Raw genomic sequence first — 16,506 nt, forward strand, 5'->3', positions numbered from 1 at the left:
GCAAGGGGGCCGGAATCCGCGACAGCGGTCCGGGCGGTCGGTGGTGGTGGTGGTGCGTAGGGTCACCGGCATGGTGCATGTACTGAGCAGCCGGATTCTGCTGCGTCCCACCGATCCCGACCGGTCGAGGGCCTTCTACGGGGACGCCCTGGGGCTCGCCGTCCACCGGGAGTTCGGGACGGGACCCGAGCGCGGCACGGTCTACTTCCTCGGCGGCGGCTTCCTGGAGGTCTCCGGGCGCTCCGAGACCGCTCCCGCGCCCGGACTGCGGCTGTGGCTGCAGGTCGAGGACGCGGCCGCGGCCCACGAGGAGCTGTCCGCCCGGGGCGTGGAGATCCTGCGGCCACCGCTGAAGGAACCCTGGGGGCTGATCGAGATGTGGATCGCCGATCCCGACGGGGTGCGGATCTGCGTGGTCGAGATCCCCGCCGACCACCCGATGCGGTACCGGCCGGGGATCTGACGCGGGCCCGGCCCGCGGGCCGGGCCGCGTCCCGCCGTGCGCGCCCTCCCCGGCGCGCGTTCCGCTCCCCGCCGCTCCCCGAACTCCGTATGCCCCCGGTGCGCCCGTCGCTGCCTTCGTGCGCTCCCGTGCGGAGCGGCGGCACCGGGCAGCCTTCCCGGCGTACCGGCACCGGGGAGGTGAGCCGTGCACGGACCGCCGCTGATCGGCTGGCTGCTGACCGCTCTCTGCGGGGTGAGCGCCGTCTACTGCCTGCTGCGGATGCGCGCGGGCCCGTCAGCGCGGCGCGGGGAGGCGGGGGGCGAGGCCCTGATGGGGCTCGGTATGGCGGCGATGGCCGTGCCCGTCGCGGCGGTGAGCGGTCAGGGCTGGCTGCCGGCGGCGTTCGCCGGGGTGTTCGGGCTCTCCTGCGCGGTGTCGCTCGCCCTGGCCGCGGCCTCCCCGTGGAGAGGGAGCGCGGGCCTGCACCACGGCCACCACGCGGTGAGCTCCGCCGCGATGGTCCACATGGGGCTCGCCATGTCCGCCGCCCCGCACGCGTCGGGGCACGCCGGGCACGGGGCCGCCACACAGCAGACGGGCGGACTGCCGCTGCTCACCGGGGCACTCCTGGGGTACTTCGCGCTGTACGCGCTGTGGACCGGGCTGCGCCTGGCGCCGCTGCCGGCCGCGGTCCGCGGCACGGCAGCGGCCGGCGCCCCCGGGGCGGCCGCGGCCGGTGGTCCGGAGGGCCCGGTGTCCGTCGTGCGGGGAGCGGCCGGCCGCTCGCCGGGGAGCGGCGGGTCCGGGTCCGGGGACCTGCTGACCGTCTGCCGGCTGGTGATGGCGATGGCCATGGCCGCCATGCTGATGACGCTCTGAGGAGAGCGGCCCCCGGGTGTCCCTTTCACCCGGCTCGCCACCGGATCGCGCCGGTGGCGTGCGTCACTCCGCGGCCGGCGCCGTACCGGCGGGGCACTCCGCGCTCGTAGGCTGGCGGCCATGATGCTCCCGCTCGCGCTGATCGTCCTCGGCGGGCTCACCGCGGCCCTGGCCCCCCGTCTGCTGCGGCGTGCCGAGTGGCCGGACCGGGAACCGGTGGTCGCCCTGTGGGTGTGGCAGTGCGTGGTGGCCGCCGTGCTGCTGTGCGCCGTGCTCGCGATGGCGCTGACCGGCTCCGCCGCCTGGGAGCTCGTGCGCGGTCATGTCTTCGCGCCCGCGCCGCACGGCGTCGTCGAGGCCTACGCCTTCGGCGCGTACGGTCCCTGGTCCGGTGCGGTGGCGGTCGCGCTGGCCGGCGGGGGGCTGTGGAGCGCCGCGATGCTCGCCCGCGAGGTGCGCGGGGCCCGCGCGGAGCGCAGGCGCCGGCGTGCGGAGCTGCTCGCGCGCTCCCCCCGGCTGCCCGGTGAGCCCTCCCTGGACCAGGCCTCCCCGGGAGCGCCCGAGCCGGAGGACCGTCTCGTCGTCCTCGAAGGCGAACGCCCGGAGGCGTGGTGGCTGCCGGGCACCACGCCGCGGCTCGTCATCACCACGGCCGCGCTGCGCCGGCTGGGCCGCCGCCGGCTGGACGCCGTCCTGGCCCATGAACAGGGTCACGCGCGGGCGCACCACGACTGGCTGCTGTACTGCTCCGGCGCGCTGGCGACGGGCTTTCCGCGGGTTCCGGTCTTCGCCTCCTTCCGGGACGAGGTGCACCGCCTGGTCGAACTGGCGGCCGATGACGTCGCCTCACGCCGCCACGGGCGGCTGACGACCGCCCTGGCCCTGGTCGAACTCAACGAGGAGCGGGGCGTGTTCGGCCCCGTCCCCACGCCGCTGGCGCAGGTACCCGACCGGGTGAACCGGCTGCTGTCGGCCCGTCCGCGGCTGAGCCCCGCCCGCCGGCTGCGGCTGACGGCCGCCGCCGCGCTGGTCCCCGTGGTGCCGCTGTTGCTCGCCTTTGTACCGGGACTCAGCGCGCTGAAGTAGTTTCCGGGGGCCGATCGCGGCCAGGATGCAGTTCATGCGGACGTCCTCCCCACCGTCCCGGCCCCCAGCGGCCGCCGCCCCCACCGCGCGACCGGCCATCTCTGGGCCGCGGGCCTGTGCGCCCTCCCCGCCACCGTCCTGCTGGCGCTGGTCGCCGTGGAGTGGGGCCCGCTGCTCGCGCTCGACCGGACCGTCGCCACCGGGCTGCACGAATCCGCCCGGGAGAGCCCCGGCTTCACCCAGGTCAACCGGGTGCTCACCGACTGGGTCTGGGATCCCTGGACCATGCGGCTCGCGCTGCTGCTGGCCGTCCTGGCTCTGCTGCTGTCCCGCCGGGGCGGCGGACGGACGACCGCGCTGTGGCTGCTCGTGACCCTGCTGATCGGCTCGGTCCTCCAGCAGGGCCTGAAGTTCCTCGTCGACCGTCCGCGCCCGCGGTGGAGGGAGCCGGTGGACTCGGCGCACTACGCGGCGTTCCCGTCGGGACACGCGATGACGGCCGCGTTCGTCTGCGTCCTGCTGCTGTGGCTCGCCCACCGGGCGGGCGTGCGGGGAGCGCTGATGCGGGCCGCGGCGGCCGCGGCCGCCGTGTCCGTCGCCGGGGTCGGTTTCACCCGCGTCTACCTGGGGGTCCACTGGCCCTCCGACGTCGTGGGCGGCTGGCTGCTGGGAGCGGCCGCGGCCTCCGCGGCCGTCGCCGCCCATCACCGGTACGGGGCGCAACGTACGGAAACCCTTGAACCGCCGGGGACGGCGGGGGAATGATCACCGCATGGCGATCACCGGCGTGCTCTTCGACTTCTCCGGCACCCTCTTCCGCATCGAGACCGTGGAGCGCTGGCTGCGCGTCACCCTGGACCGGCTCGGGATCGCGGTGCCGGAGGCGGAGCTGGCGCACTGGGCGGAACAACTGGCCAGGGCGGGCGCGCTGCCCGGGGGATCGTCCCCGCACGGCATGCCCGAGCGTCTGGCCCCGCTCTGGGAAGTGCGGGACTGCGCCGCCGAACACCACCGGGAACTCTTCACCGGACTCGCGCGGGAGGCGGCGCTGCCCTGGCCGGAGGCGTACGAGGCCCTCTACGACCGGCACATGGAACCGGGTGCCTGGACCCCCTATCCGGACGCCTCCGAGGTGCTCGGGGCGCTGCGCGAGCGGGGCACGCGGATCGCCGTCGTGTCGAACATCGGCTGGGATCTGCGCCCGGTCTTCCGGGAGCACGGTCTGGACGGCTTCGTGGACACCTACGTGCTGTCGTACGAGCACGGCGTGGCCAAACCCGATGAGCGGCTCTTCCGGGCCGCCTGCGAGGCGCTGGACGTGACGCCCCGGGAGACGCTGATGGTGGGCGACGACGTACGGGCGGACGGCGGCGCGACGGCGGCGGGCTGCGCCCTGGAACTGGTGGAGCGGCTGCCGGTGGCCGAACGCCCCGACGGGCTGCGCCCCGTGCTCGGCCGGCTCGGCTGAGGCCGGCCCGGAATCCTTCCGAAACCGCCGTTTTCGGGCGATCCCCCGCGTCGCCCGAAAACGGCGGCGGTCTCGGAAACGCCTCTGAACAGGTCAGAGGCTGCACCACACTGAGTATATTGGCCCGGAGCCAGTCAACGCAGGAGTTACAGCATGTCCCCGCGAAGCGCATCGGTCAATGAAGAGTTGCGCCGTCGCTCCCGCGAACGGCTGCTCCAGGCGACGGTCGAACTGGTCGGCGAGCGCGGTTACGAGGCGACGACCTTGGCCGACATCGCCGACCGGGCGGGCTCGGCCCGCGGACTCGTCTCGTACTACTTCCCGGGCAAGCGGCAGCTGCTCCAGTCCGCCGTGCACCGGCTGATGCACCTGACGCTGGAGGCCGCGCTGCGCCGGGAGCCGCGCACCGAGGACGGCGAGGAACTGCTCGCCCGGGCCATCGACGCCATCCTCGGCATCGCCCGCGACCACCCCACGCTGATGCGCACCCACATGGCGGGCATCCTCACCGCCGAGGGTTTCGTTCAGTGCCCGGAGCAGCAGCGGCTGGCCGTGCTGCTCCGCGACACCGTCGTCCGCTACGGCTCCAGGCACCCGGACTCGGACTATCCGCTGCTGCGCGCCCTTCTCATGGGCGCGGTGGTGGCGGTCCTGCTGCCGGGGGCGCCGCTGCCCCCGGCGCTGCTGCGCTCGGAGCTGTTCCAGCGCTTCGGGCTGGAGTGGGAACTCGGCGTCCCGCCGGGCGAGGAGCCGCCCGGCGGGACGCTTCCGCGTGCCGCGGTTCAGCGGTAGTCGGGCTGCGTCTGCACGTTGAGCTCGTGCATCCGCACCCGCGCGGCGCCGGCCGTGCGGCGGTCGTCGACGCGCAGGACGTCGAAGCCCTTGGCGATGTCGTTCGAGTAGATGTGGCCGTTGTAGTAGTAGGCGGACCAGGAGCCGCCCAGGGTCAGGGTGTCGGCGGAGAGGGGGCCGCGCTCGAAGTAGCCGATCTCCTTCGGCCGGGACGAGTCGGTGAACTCCCAGACCGAGACGCCGCCCTGGTACCAGGCCTGGACCATGATGTCGCGGCCCTTGACCGGGATCAGCGAACCGTTGTGGGCCACGCAGTTCTCGGTGTCCGCCTGGTGGCGCGGGATCTTGAAGTAGCTGCGGAACACCAGTTCCCGGTGGTGGCCCCGGCGCTTCAGGTCGTAGATGCCGTTGGCGCCGCGGTCGGGTCCGACCTCGGCGTTGCAGGTCGCGGCACCGCCGCCGCCCAGTTCGTCGGTGAAGACGACCTTGTCGCCGTCCTCACTGAAGGTGGCCGAGTGCCAGAACGCGAAGTTGGTGTTGTCCCGCACCCGGTCGATCACCCTGGGGCGCGCCGGGTCGGAGATGTCCATCAGGATGCCGTCGCCCATGCAGGCCCCGGCGGCCAGCCGCTTCTTCGGGAAGGCCGTGATGTCGTGGCAGCCGGTGGTCTCGTAACTGCTGCCCTCGGAGCCGGAGTTGCCGCCGTCCGGGAAGAGGACGGGGAAGTCGATGACCGCCGAGCGCTCCGGTGCCTTCCGCGGGACCTTGATCACCGAGATGCCGTCGTGCGGCGGCCGGCAGTCGGGGAAGTCCTCGCTCGGGAAGTACGAGGAGACGTAGACGTACACATTGCGCTTCTCGGGCACCAGCGTGTGGGTGTGCGAGCCGCACGCGGTCTCGACGGCGGCGACGTAGCGGGGGTTCCGCTTGTCGCTGATGTCGAAGATCTTCATGCCCTCCCAGGAGGACTTCTCGCTGGCCGGCTGGGAGGTGCTGTTGCAGGAGTTGTCGCTGCGCGAGGAGTCGGTGGAGAGGAAGAGCAGGTTCCCGGAGACGGAGATGTCGTTCTGGCCGCCGGGGCAGAGCACCTGGCTCACGGTCCTCGGGGACCGCGGGTTGCCGATGTCGTAGATGGTGAAGCCGTCGTAGTTGCCGGCGAAGGCATAGCGGCCCTGGAACGCCAGATCGGTGTTCAGGCTGCCGAGGGCGCCCTTGCCGACACTGGCGAGGTGTTTGATGTTCTTGCTGTGGACGATCTCGTCCACACCCGGGATGTCGCCGTTCTCCATGGCCGCGCGGGTGTCGGCCGCGAGCTCCTTCGACATCCGCTTCCCGTCGGGCGCGTCACCGGGGTCGGGTGTCGCGGCCGCGGGACCTGCGGCCAGGAATGAGGCGATCAGCCCGAAGGCCGCCACCGCCACGCCCAGGCGTCTGCGCCGCACGCGGGGTATGTGCAACGACGTCACTGAGACCTCCCTCGTTTACCGTTCAACGGCGAACGGTGTGTCAACTCCGCAGTATCGCCGCCCACATGTACATATCAACAGTGATTAACGAAGATGTGTTCGTAGCCGGTGTCCACTCCGACCCGACCCTGGAGGTTCCGTGTTCCACCGCCGGATGACGGGCCGCGCCCGTTCGCTGCTCCTCGCGTCCACCGCGGCGGCCGCGGTACTGGCCCTCCCGGCCTGCGAGGCGGACGGTTCCGCCCCGGCGAAGGCGGACGGCGGGCCCTCCGTGGTCGCGCCGGGCAAACCGGGCGAGGCGGCCGAGACCCTCTCGGCGGACGAGGCCAGGAAGGCCGGCCGCGAGGACTCCGTCCCCAACGCGGCCGATGTGCGCTTCGTGCGGATGATGATCGTCCACCACCGGCAGGCCCTGACCATGGCCGCGCTCGCGGACAAACACGCGGACTCGAAGGGCGTCAAGGGGATCGCGCGGCGGATCGCGGCGGCGCAGGGCCCAGAGATCGGGGCGCTGGAGGGCTGGCTCGACCAGCGGGGCGAGCCGCGCGAGGAGAAGGAGGGGCACGGGCACGACCACGGTGCGATGCCCGGCATGGCCACGCAGGCGGAGCTCGACCGGCTCTCGGCCGCCCGCGGGGACGCCTTCGACGAGCTCTTCGTCAAGCTGATGACCACTCACCACCAGGGCGCGGTGACCATGGCCACCGAGGTGCTCAAGGAGGGGAACGACGTGCTAGTGGAGGAGATGGCCACCGAGATGAGCGTCCAGCAGACCGCGGAGATCGGGCGGATGCGGGAGTTGTGACACCCCCGGCGGGCCGGCTTTCCCGGCGGGCGGTGGCGGAGAGCGGGAGCCGCCGCCCCGTCCGTCCCCGCCGCCGCGTCAGCCCTCGCCGCGCCGGCCCTCGCCGCGCCCGTCCCCGTGGAGCCGGCCCGCCTGGAGAGCGGCGGCCCGGAGCAGGCTGTCGAGCAGGCCCGGAAAGAGTGCGTCGAGATCGTCGCGGCGGAGGCCGTTCATCTTGGCCGTCCCCCGGTAGCACTGGCTGATCACGCCGCTCTCGCGCAACACCCTGAAGTGGTGCGTGGTCGTGGACTTGCTCACCGGGAGGTCGAAGAGCGAGCAGGACAGCTCCTCCTCGGCGGTGGCGAGACTCCGGACGATGCGCAGCCGCATGGGGTCGGAGAGCGCGTGCAGCACGTCTTCGAGCCGGATCGCGTCCCGTGGCGGATGGTCCAGGGTGCGGCTCGGGGCGGGGGTGGTCACGGCGGCTCCTCGGAACGGGGCTCCTCATTGTACGAAGACTCTCGTAGTTTGACATCCACCGTACTACGATGCCTATCGTACGAGCCGTCCCGACCGCCGACTCCGCCCGGAGGCTGCCGTGAGCCGTTTGTTCACCCCGTTCACCCTGCGTTCGCTGACCGTCCCCAACCGTGTGTGGATGGCCCCGATGTGCCAGTACTCCGCGCCGCACACCGGACCCGGCGCGGGAGTGCCGGGCGACTGGCACGCCACGCACTACGCCTCGCGCGCCGTGGGCGGCACCGGCCTCATCCTCGTCGAGGCCACGGCCGTCAGCCCGGAGGGCCGGATCAGCCCCGGGGACCTGGGCCTGTGGAACGACCGCCAGGCCGAGGCGTTCCGCCGCATCACGGGTCTCCTCGAGGACCAGGGCACCGTCCCCGGCATCCAGCTCGCCCACGCCGGACGCAAGGCGTCCACCGCCCTGCCGTGGCAGGGCGGCGCACCGCTGTCCGCCCCGGAGGGCGGCTGGCGGCCGCTCGGGCCGAGCCCGCTGCCGTTCGACGAGGGACATCCGGTGCCCGCCGAGCTGTCGGTCCGGCAGATCGACGAGGTGGTGCGGCAGTTCGCCGAGGCCGCCCGGCGGGCCCTGGCCGCCGGCTTCCGGGTGGCCGAGGTGCACGGGGCACACGGCTACCTCATCGGGGAGTTCCTGTCCCCGCACAGCAACCGGCGCACCGACGCCTACGGCGGCTCCTACGAGAACCGCATCCGGCTCGCCCTGCGGGTGGTGGACGCGGTGCGCGAGGTGTGGCCCGACGGCCTGCCCGTCCTCTTCCGGGTCTCGGCGACGGACTGGCTCGCGGAGAACGGGGCGGACGGGAGCGCGGGCTGGACGGTGGACGACACCGTGCGGCTGGCCGCGGACCTCCGGGCACACGGGGTGGACCTCCTGGACGTCTCCAGCGGCGGCAACGCCCCGCGGGTGCGCATCCCCACCGGGCCCGGCTACCAGGTGCCCTTCGCCGAGCGGGTGCGGACCCGAACCGGGATGCCGGTCGCGGCGGTCGGCGAGATCACCGGGGCGCGCCAGGCGGAGGAGATCCTCACCGCCGGCCGGGCCGACGCGGTGCTGCTGGGCCGGGAACTGCTCCGCGACCCCTACTTCGCCCGGCGCGCGGCACGGGAACTGGGTGCCGCCGCGCCCGTCCCCGTTCCGTATCTGCGGGCGGGCTGACCTGGTACGGCGCCGTGGCGGAACGCCGTTGTCAGTGGGCCGGTGCAGACTGTGACCCACGCAACACGACCACGTTCCGGAGGTGCCGAGATGACCGAAGTCCTGCTCGCCGTGGGGACCCGCAAAGGACTCTTCCTCGCCCGCCGGCGGAGCTCCGCCGGCGGGAAGGGCGGGGAGTGGGAGTTCGACGGCCCGCACTTCAACGCCCAGGCGGTCTACTCCATCGGCATCGACCAGCGGCCCGGCGGCACCCCGCGGCTGCTGGTCGGCGGCGACAGTTCGCACTGGGGCCCGTCCGTCTTCCGCTCCGACGACCTCGGCGCCACCTGGCAGGAGCCGAAGCGCCCGGCCGTCCGCTTCCCGGAGGACACCGGCGCCTCACTGGAGCGGGTCTGGCAGCTGCAGCCGGCCGGCCCGGCCGAGCCCGGCGTGGTCTACGCCGGCACCGAGCCGGCCGCGCTCTTCCGCTCGGAGGACGGCGGCGAGACCTTCGAGCTGGTCCGCCCCCTGTGGGAGCACCCCACCCGCGACCGGTGGGCGCCGGGCGGCGGCGGGGAGGCCGTGCACACGGTCCTCACCGACCCGCGCGACCCTCGCGCGGTGACGGTCGCGGTGTCCGCCGCGGGCGTGTTCCGCTCGCTGGACGGCGGTGCGAGCTGGGATCCGTCGAACACCGGGATCTCGGCCGTCTTCATGCCCGACCCCCACCCGGAGTTCGGGCAGTGCGTCCACAAGATCGCCCGCGATGCCGCCGACCCGGACCGGCTCTATCTGCAGAACCACTGGGGCGTCTACCGCAGTGACGACGCCGGGGCCCGGTGGACCTCCATCGGCGACTCCCTGCCCTCGGACTTCGGTTTCCCCGTCGTCGCGCACCCCCGCCGCGGCGACGTCGCCTACGTCTTCCCGCTCAACGCCGACGCGGACCGGGTGCCGGCCGGGCGCCGCTGCCGGGTCTTCCGCACGGAGGACGCGGGCAGGAGCTGGCAACCGCTCGGCACGGGCCTGCCCGAGGCCGCGCACTACGGCCCGGTCCTGCGGGACGCGATGTGGTCCGACGGCGCCGACCCGGCCGGGATCTACTTCGGCAACCGCAACGGCGAGCTGTACGCGAGCGCCGACGAGGGCGAGAGCTGGCGCCAACTCGCCTCCCACCTCCCGGATGTGCTCTGTGTCCGGGCCGCGGTGATCGGCTGAGCCGGATTGCCGGGAGCGGCAACGAGCCTGTGTGGGGAGCCAGTAGAGTGACCGCCCGTGGCTGCACGACCATTGAACGAGATCGTCGAACCGGGCTGGGCGAAAGCCCTCGACCCGGTCGCCGGGCAGATCGCCGCGATGGGGGACTTCCTCCGCGCGGAGATCGCCGCCGGGCGCACCTACCTGCCCGCCGGGCCGAATGTGCTGCGCGCCTTCCAGCAGCCCTTCGACGAGGTACGGGTCCTGATCGTGGGGCAGGACCCCTATCCCACACCCGGGCACGCGGTGGGGCTGAGCTTCTCCGTGGCCCCCGAGGTCCGTCCGCTCCCCGGCAGCCTGGAGAACATCTTCCGGGAGCTGCAGAGCGACCTCGGAGTGGAGCGGCCCTCCAACGGCGATCTGACCCCCTGGACCCGGCAGGGCGTGCTCCTGCTCAACCGGGCGCTGACCACCGCCCCGCGCAGACCCGCGGCGCACCGCGGCAAGGGCTGGGAGGCCGTCACCGAACAGGCCATCCGGGCCCTCGCGGAGCGGGGCCGCCCGCTGGTGGCGATTCTGTGGGGACGGGACGCGCGCACTGTGCGCCCGCTGCTCGGCCCGCTCCCGGCGGTGGAATCCGCGCATCCCTCCCCCATGTCCGCCGACCGCGGCTTCTTCGGTTCCCGCCCGTTCAGCCGCGCCAACGACCTCCTCGTACAACAGGGCGGCCGGTCGGTCGACTGGCGTCTGCCCTGACGTGCGGCGCGGGCGCGGGGGTCCGCTGCCGCGCACGGCACCCCGGCAGCCACCGCCGGCCCGCCCGGTGTGGCCGGTACGGGCCTCCGGTCCTCCGGCTGGCCATGCGGTTCCGGGTGTGGTGCGCCGAGGGCGGGCGGCCTGCCCTCCGCGGTCGTGGAGCCGCCTCCTGCCGCGCCGCGTACGGAGCCCGGCTCTGCTCCTCCCGCGTGTCCCCCGCAGGCCGAGCCGGCGGTTCACGGCGCTCGCCGGCGTGCCCTCCGGCGCCGCTGCGGTCGCCGGCCGCGGGGAAGGGAGCGGAGCGTGAGTGAATCCCGAGGGGCCGACGCGGCCCCTGGCGTCCCCGGCCGCGGGGGCCACCGCCCGCCGCCCGGTGAGCCGGAAGGCACCGGCGGTGCGGCCCGCTGGGTGATCGGGGTCGACTCCGGCGGCTCCGGACTGCGCGTGGCCATCGCCCGCGCGGAGGACGGCGGGCAGGTCGGGGAAGCGATCCGGGCCGAACCCGTCCGGACCGGCCCCCGGGGCATCGACGCCGGGCATCTGCTCGCCTGCCTGCTGCCCGCCGCAGGGGAGTTGCTGGCCCGTGCCGGCGCCGGGGAGGCCGGGCGGCGGCCGGAGGCCCGAGGGTCCGTGGCAGCGGTGGCGGTGGGCGCGGCCGGAATGGCCACGCTCGGCGATGATCTGCGGGCCCGGCTGCCGCAGGCCCTCGCCGCCGAACTGGGCGTCCGCCGGCTGGCGCTGGCGGCCGACGCCGTCACGGCCTACGCGGGTGCCCTCGGTCAGCGGACGGGCGCGGTCGTCGCGGCGGGCACCGGTGTGATCGCCCTCGGCGCGGACCTGGACGCGCCCCCGGGCGACGGTGGCCTCTCTCTTCCTCCGGCGACACACCACGGCTCCGGGCCGGTCCGTGGCCCCCGGGTCTCCGACGGGCCCGGCGGGCGTCCCGCTCCCCGTCCGCCCGGCCGCACGGACACCCCTCCCGGCGGCCGTGCCTCTCCCGAGGCCGCTCCGGCCTCCGGCGGAGCCCTGTACTCCTCCGGGCCGGGCGGCCGTTGGCGGCGGGCCGACGGCTGGGGCCATCTGCTGGGCGACTGCGGCGGGGGCGCCTGGATCGGCCGTGCCGGCCTGGAGGCGGCCCTGCGTGCGCACGACGGGCGCCGGGGCGGCTCGGCGGCGTTGCTGGACCGGCTGGAGGCGGTCTTCGGCCCGGCCGACGGCCTCCCCGCCCTGCTCTATCCGCGGACGGACCGCGCGGCCGTCCTGGCCTCGTTCGCGCCGGAGGTCGCCGCCTGCGCCGGGACGGACCCGGTGGCGGCCGGAATCCTTCAAGACGCGGCCCGCGGGATCGCGGAGACCGCGGCCGCCGTCTGCCCGCCCGCCGCCGGCTGCCCGGTGGCATTCACCGGCGGCCTCTTCGGGATCGGGCCGCCGCTGCTCGTGCCGGTCCGGGAGGAGTTGTCCCGGCTCGTGCCGGAGGCGTGCCCGGTGGAGGCCGAGGGCGGCCCGCTCGACGGTGCTCTGCGGATCGCCGGTGCACTCGCCGGCGGCACCCTGCGGCTCCCCGTCGACGGAAACATGCTGGCCCTCTGGCCGCGGCCGCCCGCACCCGACTGACTTACTCCGGGTAACAACACAAACCACCGGACGAAAACGGACGAAGAGTACGCGGCCGCACCCTCCCCGAACACCAAAGCCCTCCAAAGGGTTAACATGCGGCGCCATGAGCACCCCCACAGGGCCCGCACCCGGCCTGCCCGTACGAATGCCGCGTCCCCGCCAGCCCGGTCGGCACCGGAAACCGGAGCCGCTGGCGGCGCCCGAGGGTGCCCCCGCGCTGGTGCTGGCGGTGCCCGGCACGCCCGACGCGGCCTCCCGCAGCCTGGCGGAAGAGGTCGTCAGCATCGCCCGGTCCGAACTGCCGGGCCTGCACGCCCACATCGGATACATCGACGGCGGCGACGACGAGTTCCCCGCGCTGCCGGCCGTGCTCTCCCAGGCCGCGGCCGACCGCACCGCCCGGCTGGCCCGCGCCACCGCGGCGGCCGAAGGCGCCGAGGAAGAGGGCGGACGGACCCCGGTCATCGGTGAGGACGCCCCCGACGCCGTCGTGGTGCCGCTGCTCGCGGGCCCGGACAGCGCGCTGGTCCGCCGCATCCGGCAGGCCGTCATGGACAGCCGCACGTCCGCCGAGCTGACCGAGGCCCTCGGCCCGCACCCGCTCCTGGCGGAGGCCCTGCACGTGCGCCTGTCGGAGGCCGGGCTCGCCCGCGCCGACCGGGCGCGCCTGTTCACCGTCGCCACGGCCGCCGACGGCATCATCCTCGCCACCGTCGGCGGTGAGGACGCCGTCCAGGCCGCCGGCATCACCGGCATGCTCCTCGCCGCCCGGCTCGCGGTGCCGGTGCTCGCCGCCGCGCTGGACGTCGAGGGTTCCATCGCGAAGGCCGCCGAGGAACTGCGGGGCTCCGGTTCGGCACAGCTCGCGCTCGCGCCGTACCTGATCGGGCCCGAGCTTCCCGAAGGACTGCTGGAGGCGGCCGCCGCCGAGGCCGGCTGCCCCTCGGGCGAGTCCCTGGGCGCCTATCCGGCGATCGGCAGGCTGGTGCTCTCGCAGTACGCGGCCGTCCTGGGCATCACACCGCAGCAGGCGCAGCCCCTGCGCTGACCGGCCGGGACACGGGGCCCCGCGCAGGCGGCGGCCCGGTCCCGCATTCCGGGGGGCGGCGGCCGTACAACGGCCCCGCCCTTCTCCGTGTCCGGGAAGCGACGTGCCCTTCCCGCTGCCGCGCCGGCTCACCCGGCCCGCCGGGGCGCGGCCCGGCCCGCCCGTCCGTCCCCCGGGGGCGTCGGCCGTCGCGTCACCACCGGAGGGCCCCGGCGACGCGGCCCGGAGAAGACCGGCACCCGGCACACCGTTTCAGCGGGGCACAAAGGCGTTCGGAACCCCCTGAGCGCCGTGTCCCGGCCGCTCCCGGCCCCCCGTGCCTCAGCGCGGCTCAGGAGGAGGCCAGCGGCGCGCGCGGAGAACTCCGCAGCGGCGCGGCGAGCGAAACGAGCGCCGCCTCCAGACCCTGCAGACAGGCGAGGGCCCGTTCGGTGCCCGGGTGCTGCGGTGTCTCCGCGACGGCGGGCCCGGCGGCCACCACCGCGGCTCCGGGGGTCACGAGCGCGGCCACGGCCGATTCCACCCGCCGGCAGGCGTCGGTCAGCCGGGAGTCATGGGAGGCCTCCGGGTCGGCGGCGAGCTCGGAGAGGTCCCGCAGCCGCTCGGCGCACTCGTCGAGCAGGGCGACGATCCGGCGGGCCCGTTCCCTGCGGGCGGTGAACGGGTTGAGCGGATGGAGGAGCGGGGCCACGGAGACGCGCACCCGGGCGAGGAGCCCCTCGAGTGCGGCGGCGTGCGGCGCCGGGTCGGCGCCGCCGTCACCGGCCAGCCGCCGGGAGGCCTCCGTCGTGCACTGCCGGACACACAGCAGGGAGCGCTGGATCCAGGCGTCCGTGGCGGCGTGCGTGGTGACGGGGAGGACGACGGCCACCGCCGCCACGACGGCCACCGCGCCGACCAGCGTCTCCGCGACCCGCAGGGCGAGCAGCGCCTCGTCCAGTACGCCGAGCAGGCCGTAGAGCAGCCCGGCCATGACGGTCACGAAGAACATCATCCAGCTGTAGGACAGCGGCGCCGTGTAGAAGACGCCGAAGACGCAGACGGCCACGAGGACGGCGGTCGGGGCGGGCTCGCCGTGCAGCGGTACGGCGGTGAACAGCCCGGCGGCGACCCCCGTGACGGTGCCCACCACGCGCCGCCAGCCGCGGACCAGGGTCTCGCCGCGCGAGGCGGTGTTGACGAAGATCCACCAGACGGTGCCCACCGCCCAGTACCACCGCTCCTGCGACAGCGCCTGGCCCAGGCCGAGGGCGAGCCCGCCCGCGACCGCCACCTGGACGGCCTGCCGGGTGCTCGTCCGGGCGAGGCCGCGGCCTCCCGGCGGGGGCGGCGGGACGGGCGGGGCCATCCGCCGTTCGTAGCACCAGAGGCCGAAGCGGACCGCCGAGGAGGCGAGCAGGGCGAGGGCCATGGCGGCGTACAGGCCGGGAAGCTGGCCCGGGAGCGCCCGCAGGAACTGCGCCACGAAGAAGGTCATGAACGCGAAGGTGCCCAGGGCATGGCCCCGCGGGCCCCAGCGCCGTGCGTACACGCCGGCGCCGGCGACCGCGAGGAACGCCGCGTCGCGCAGGAACGGCTGGTCGTGCAGCACGGTCGCCAGGGCGAGAACCGGGAAGCCGGCCACCGGGAACAGGGCGGTGGTGGCGGCCTGCCGGCGGACGGTCGTGTCGGTGACCGTGAAGAGGGCGAGGAGCGCCGTCAGACCGCCGGCGATGACGGCGGGGAGCTCGTGGCCGGTGAGCAGGGACAGGCTCACCGCGAGACCGATGCCCAGGACGGCCCGCAGCGCGCTGCGCAGGCGCAGCCGCTCCGGATCCGGAGCCACGAACATCCTCTTCAGCACTCTTTCCGCCCTCCCGACGCCCCGGCACGAAAAAGGCGCCGCGGAAGTCCGCAGCGCCATCGACGCATCCATGAGAGCATCCCCGCACCCATGTGCTCAAGCGAGGCCCGGTCCACTGGGCCAATGGCACAGCCCGGGGCGGAGATCACCGGCGGTGGGCGTGCCAATGGCTGCGAAACCGTGCGGGCGCGGCGGAAACGGGCAGGGCCGGGCGGAAACAGGCGGGGCCGGGCTGCCGGTGGTCACCCGGGCGGCGGCGCGGGCGGTCGGCGGGCCAACCCGAGCGGTGCCCCGGCAGCCGGTCACGGGAGTGGCCGCGTCGGCCTCCTCACACCCGGGCGCCTCCGGTCCCGCCCCGTCGGGAATGCTTCCCCGGCCGGGCCGCTCTCCGGGCCGGCTCCCCGTCCCGGCGCGGGGAAACGGCCGGCGGAATGCGCACGTGGATGCGTGATGCCCGGTCCGGGCGCACGGAGAGAGAACACGGCTTGCGCGGAGAGAGCGGAATGCGGAGGGGACCGGAAACACCGGGGCCGCGTATCGGGTATCCGGCGCCGGCATCGGGTGAATCCGGCAGTCGGGCCGCCCCCGTCGGTGAATACGCGGCGGGCGCGTTTCCAAGTGCGGCCCGGTGAATTCAAACAGGTCACCCAATACACCGTCACCGGTGGAATTCCGGCAGTGACGGGTGGGGCTGCGGAAGGCGGTGCGGTGGGCGGGCGGAGAGCGCCGGAAAGGGAGCGGGGGCGGGTCAGCCGACCATGATGCCGCCCGGCCCTCGGGCCCTCCGCCGATCTGCGGGCCCGGTCCCCGCCGTGCTGCGGCATCGGCCCCGGCCGATCTGGAGGCCCGGCCCCCGCCGTGCTGCGGCCCCGGCCCGCGGCCGAGCTGCGGCCCCGGCCCGCCGGGCCCGGCACCGTCCGCGGGTGCCGGGCGGCTGCCCGCCAGGACGCGCCGACCGGCCGCCCCGTACACCCGTTCCACGGCGAGCCGGATCACCAGGCGCCGCTCCGCCACCATCGCGGCCCGGAAGCCCTCCCAGTCCGGGTGCTCACCCTGGAAACCGCGGAAGACCCGGACCAGTTCATCGGCGACCGCGTCGTGCGGATCGGTGGTGATCGGCGTCAGTTCGGCCTCGCCCTCGGCCACCATGTAGGAGAAGCCGTTGCTGCTGGTGACGTAGAAGCTCGCGCGCGGATCGCGGCGCAGATTACGGGTCTTGGCCCGGTTGTAGGTCACCATGAGGCGGATGACGCGGGACTGGGGATCGTAGGCGTAGCCGACGTTGGAGAGCTGGGGACGGCCGTCGCGCTTGAGGGTGACGAGCGTGCCGATGTGGTGCGCCTGCAGAAGCTCGTACAGGGCACTGTCGCCGGTTTTTCCCATGGGCTCGGTCATGCGGTGAGAATACGGGGCCGACAGGACGGCGGAACAGGTCCGAGAGGCCGTAACG

At 74.7% G+C, this 16,506-nt stretch carries 15 protein-coding genes and 1 pseudogene; 12 read left to right on the forward strand and 4 right to left on the reverse strand.

Annotated elements, in window-relative coordinates:
- Nucleotides 1–70: 70 nt before the first annotated feature.
- From E4N63_RS02445 to E4N63_RS02470, 6 genes are all read left to right on the forward strand, one after another.
- Nucleotides 71–463, forward strand: coding sequence for a VOC family protein (locus E4N63_RS02445; protein ID WP_125623456.1), 393 nt, complete (start codon nt 71–73; stop codon nt 461–463).
- A gap of 186 nt (nt 464–649) precedes the next feature.
- On the forward strand, nt 650–1,324 hold the full coding sequence (locus E4N63_RS02450) for a DUF5134 domain-containing protein (protein WP_125627083.1): 675 nt from the start codon (nt 650–652) through the stop codon (nt 1,322–1,324).
- Between the two features lie 120 nt (nt 1,325–1,444).
- A complete protein-coding gene (locus E4N63_RS02455; RefSeq protein WP_125627084.1) occupies nt 1,445–2,410 on the forward strand; it encodes a M56 family metallopeptidase in 966 nt (321 codons plus the stop codon).
- Between the two features lie 156 nt (nt 2,411–2,566).
- Nucleotides 2,567–3,175, forward strand: a complete 609-nt coding sequence (locus E4N63_RS02460) for a phosphatase PAP2 family protein (RefSeq protein WP_308188631.1) — start codon at nt 2,567–2,569, stop codon at nt 3,173–3,175.
- 7 nt (nt 3,176–3,182) lie between these two features.
- Nucleotides 3,183–3,878, forward strand: coding sequence for an HAD family hydrolase (locus E4N63_RS02465; protein WP_230239768.1), 696 nt, complete (start codon nt 3,183–3,185; stop codon nt 3,876–3,878).
- Nucleotides 3,879–4,031: 153 nt separating this feature from the next.
- A complete protein-coding gene (locus E4N63_RS02470; RefSeq protein WP_125625784.1) occupies nt 4,032–4,670 on the forward strand; it encodes a TetR/AcrR family transcriptional regulator in 639 nt (212 codons plus the stop codon).
- Here the strand turns inward: E4N63_RS02470 and E4N63_RS02475 are convergent.
- A complete protein-coding gene (locus E4N63_RS02475) occupies nt 4,661–6,136 on the reverse strand; it encodes an LVIVD repeat-containing protein (RefSeq protein WP_125625783.1) in 1,476 nt (491 codons plus the stop codon). The two genes, E4N63_RS02470 and E4N63_RS02475, sit on opposite strands and share 10 nt — an antisense overlap.
- Before the next feature lie 154 nt (nt 6,137–6,290).
- Here E4N63_RS02475 and E4N63_RS02480 point away from each other — a divergent pair, with 154 nt between their 5' ends.
- Nucleotides 6,291–6,941, forward strand: coding sequence for a DUF305 domain-containing protein (locus E4N63_RS02480; protein WP_125625787.1), 651 nt, complete (start codon nt 6,291–6,293; stop codon nt 6,939–6,941).
- Between the two features lie 78 nt (nt 6,942–7,019).
- On the opposite strand, the gene E4N63_RS02485 is transcribed toward E4N63_RS02480, so the two are convergent.
- Nucleotides 7,020–7,400, reverse strand: a complete 381-nt coding sequence (locus tag E4N63_RS02485; protein ID WP_125625782.1) for a helix-turn-helix transcriptional regulator — start codon at nt 7,398–7,400, stop codon at nt 7,020–7,022.
- Nucleotides 7,401–7,518: 118 nt separating this feature from the next.
- Here E4N63_RS02485 and E4N63_RS02490 point away from each other — a divergent pair, with 118 nt between their 5' ends.
- The 5 genes from E4N63_RS02490 (at nt 7,519) to E4N63_RS02510 (ending at nt 13,213) form a co-directional block, all read left to right on the forward strand.
- Nucleotides 7,519–8,616: an NADH:flavin oxidoreductase/NADH oxidase gene (locus tag E4N63_RS02490; protein ID WP_125625781.1), complete on the forward strand. Its 1,098-nt coding sequence runs from the start codon at nt 7,519–7,521 to the stop codon at nt 8,614–8,616.
- Nucleotides 8,617–8,706: 90 nt separating this feature from the next.
- Complete coding sequence (locus E4N63_RS02495; RefSeq protein WP_125625780.1) at nt 8,707–9,813, forward strand: sialidase family protein; 1,107 nt, start codon at nt 8,707–8,709, stop codon at nt 9,811–9,813.
- A gap of 57 nt (nt 9,814–9,870) precedes the next feature.
- Nucleotides 9,871–10,548, forward strand: coding sequence for a uracil-DNA glycosylase (locus E4N63_RS02500; RefSeq protein ID WP_230239769.1), 678 nt, complete (start codon nt 9,871–9,873; stop codon nt 10,546–10,548).
- A 408-nt stretch (nt 10,549–10,956) separates the two neighbouring features.
- Nucleotides 10,957–12,162: a BadF/BadG/BcrA/BcrD ATPase family protein gene (locus tag E4N63_RS02505; RefSeq protein ID WP_230242310.1), complete on the forward strand. Its 1,206-nt coding sequence runs from the start codon at nt 10,957–10,959 to the stop codon at nt 12,160–12,162.
- A 106-nt stretch (nt 12,163–12,268) separates the two neighbouring features.
- A complete protein-coding gene (locus E4N63_RS02510; protein WP_125625778.1) occupies nt 12,269–13,213 on the forward strand; it encodes a sirohydrochlorin chelatase in 945 nt (314 codons plus the stop codon).
- Between the two features lie 331 nt (nt 13,214–13,544).
- On the opposite strand, the gene E4N63_RS02515 is transcribed toward E4N63_RS02510, so the two are convergent.
- Both E4N63_RS02515 and E4N63_RS02520 read right to left on the reverse strand, forming a co-directional pair.
- Entirely contained in the window at nt 13,545–15,056 is a 1,512-nt protein-coding gene (locus E4N63_RS02515; protein ID WP_230239770.1) for an FUSC family protein, read from the reverse strand.
- 963 nt (nt 15,057–16,019) lie between these two features.
- Nucleotides 16,020–16,451, reverse strand: a pseudogene (locus tag E4N63_RS02520) (PPOX class F420-dependent oxidoreductase); the annotation flags it as partial.
- Nucleotides 16,452–16,506 lie beyond the last annotated feature (55 nt).

It is taken from the genome of Streptomyces sp. MNU89 (assembly GCF_020982505.1).
GTDB lineage: Bacteria > Actinomycetota > Actinomycetes > Streptomycetales > Streptomycetaceae > Streptomyces > Streptomyces xinghaiensis.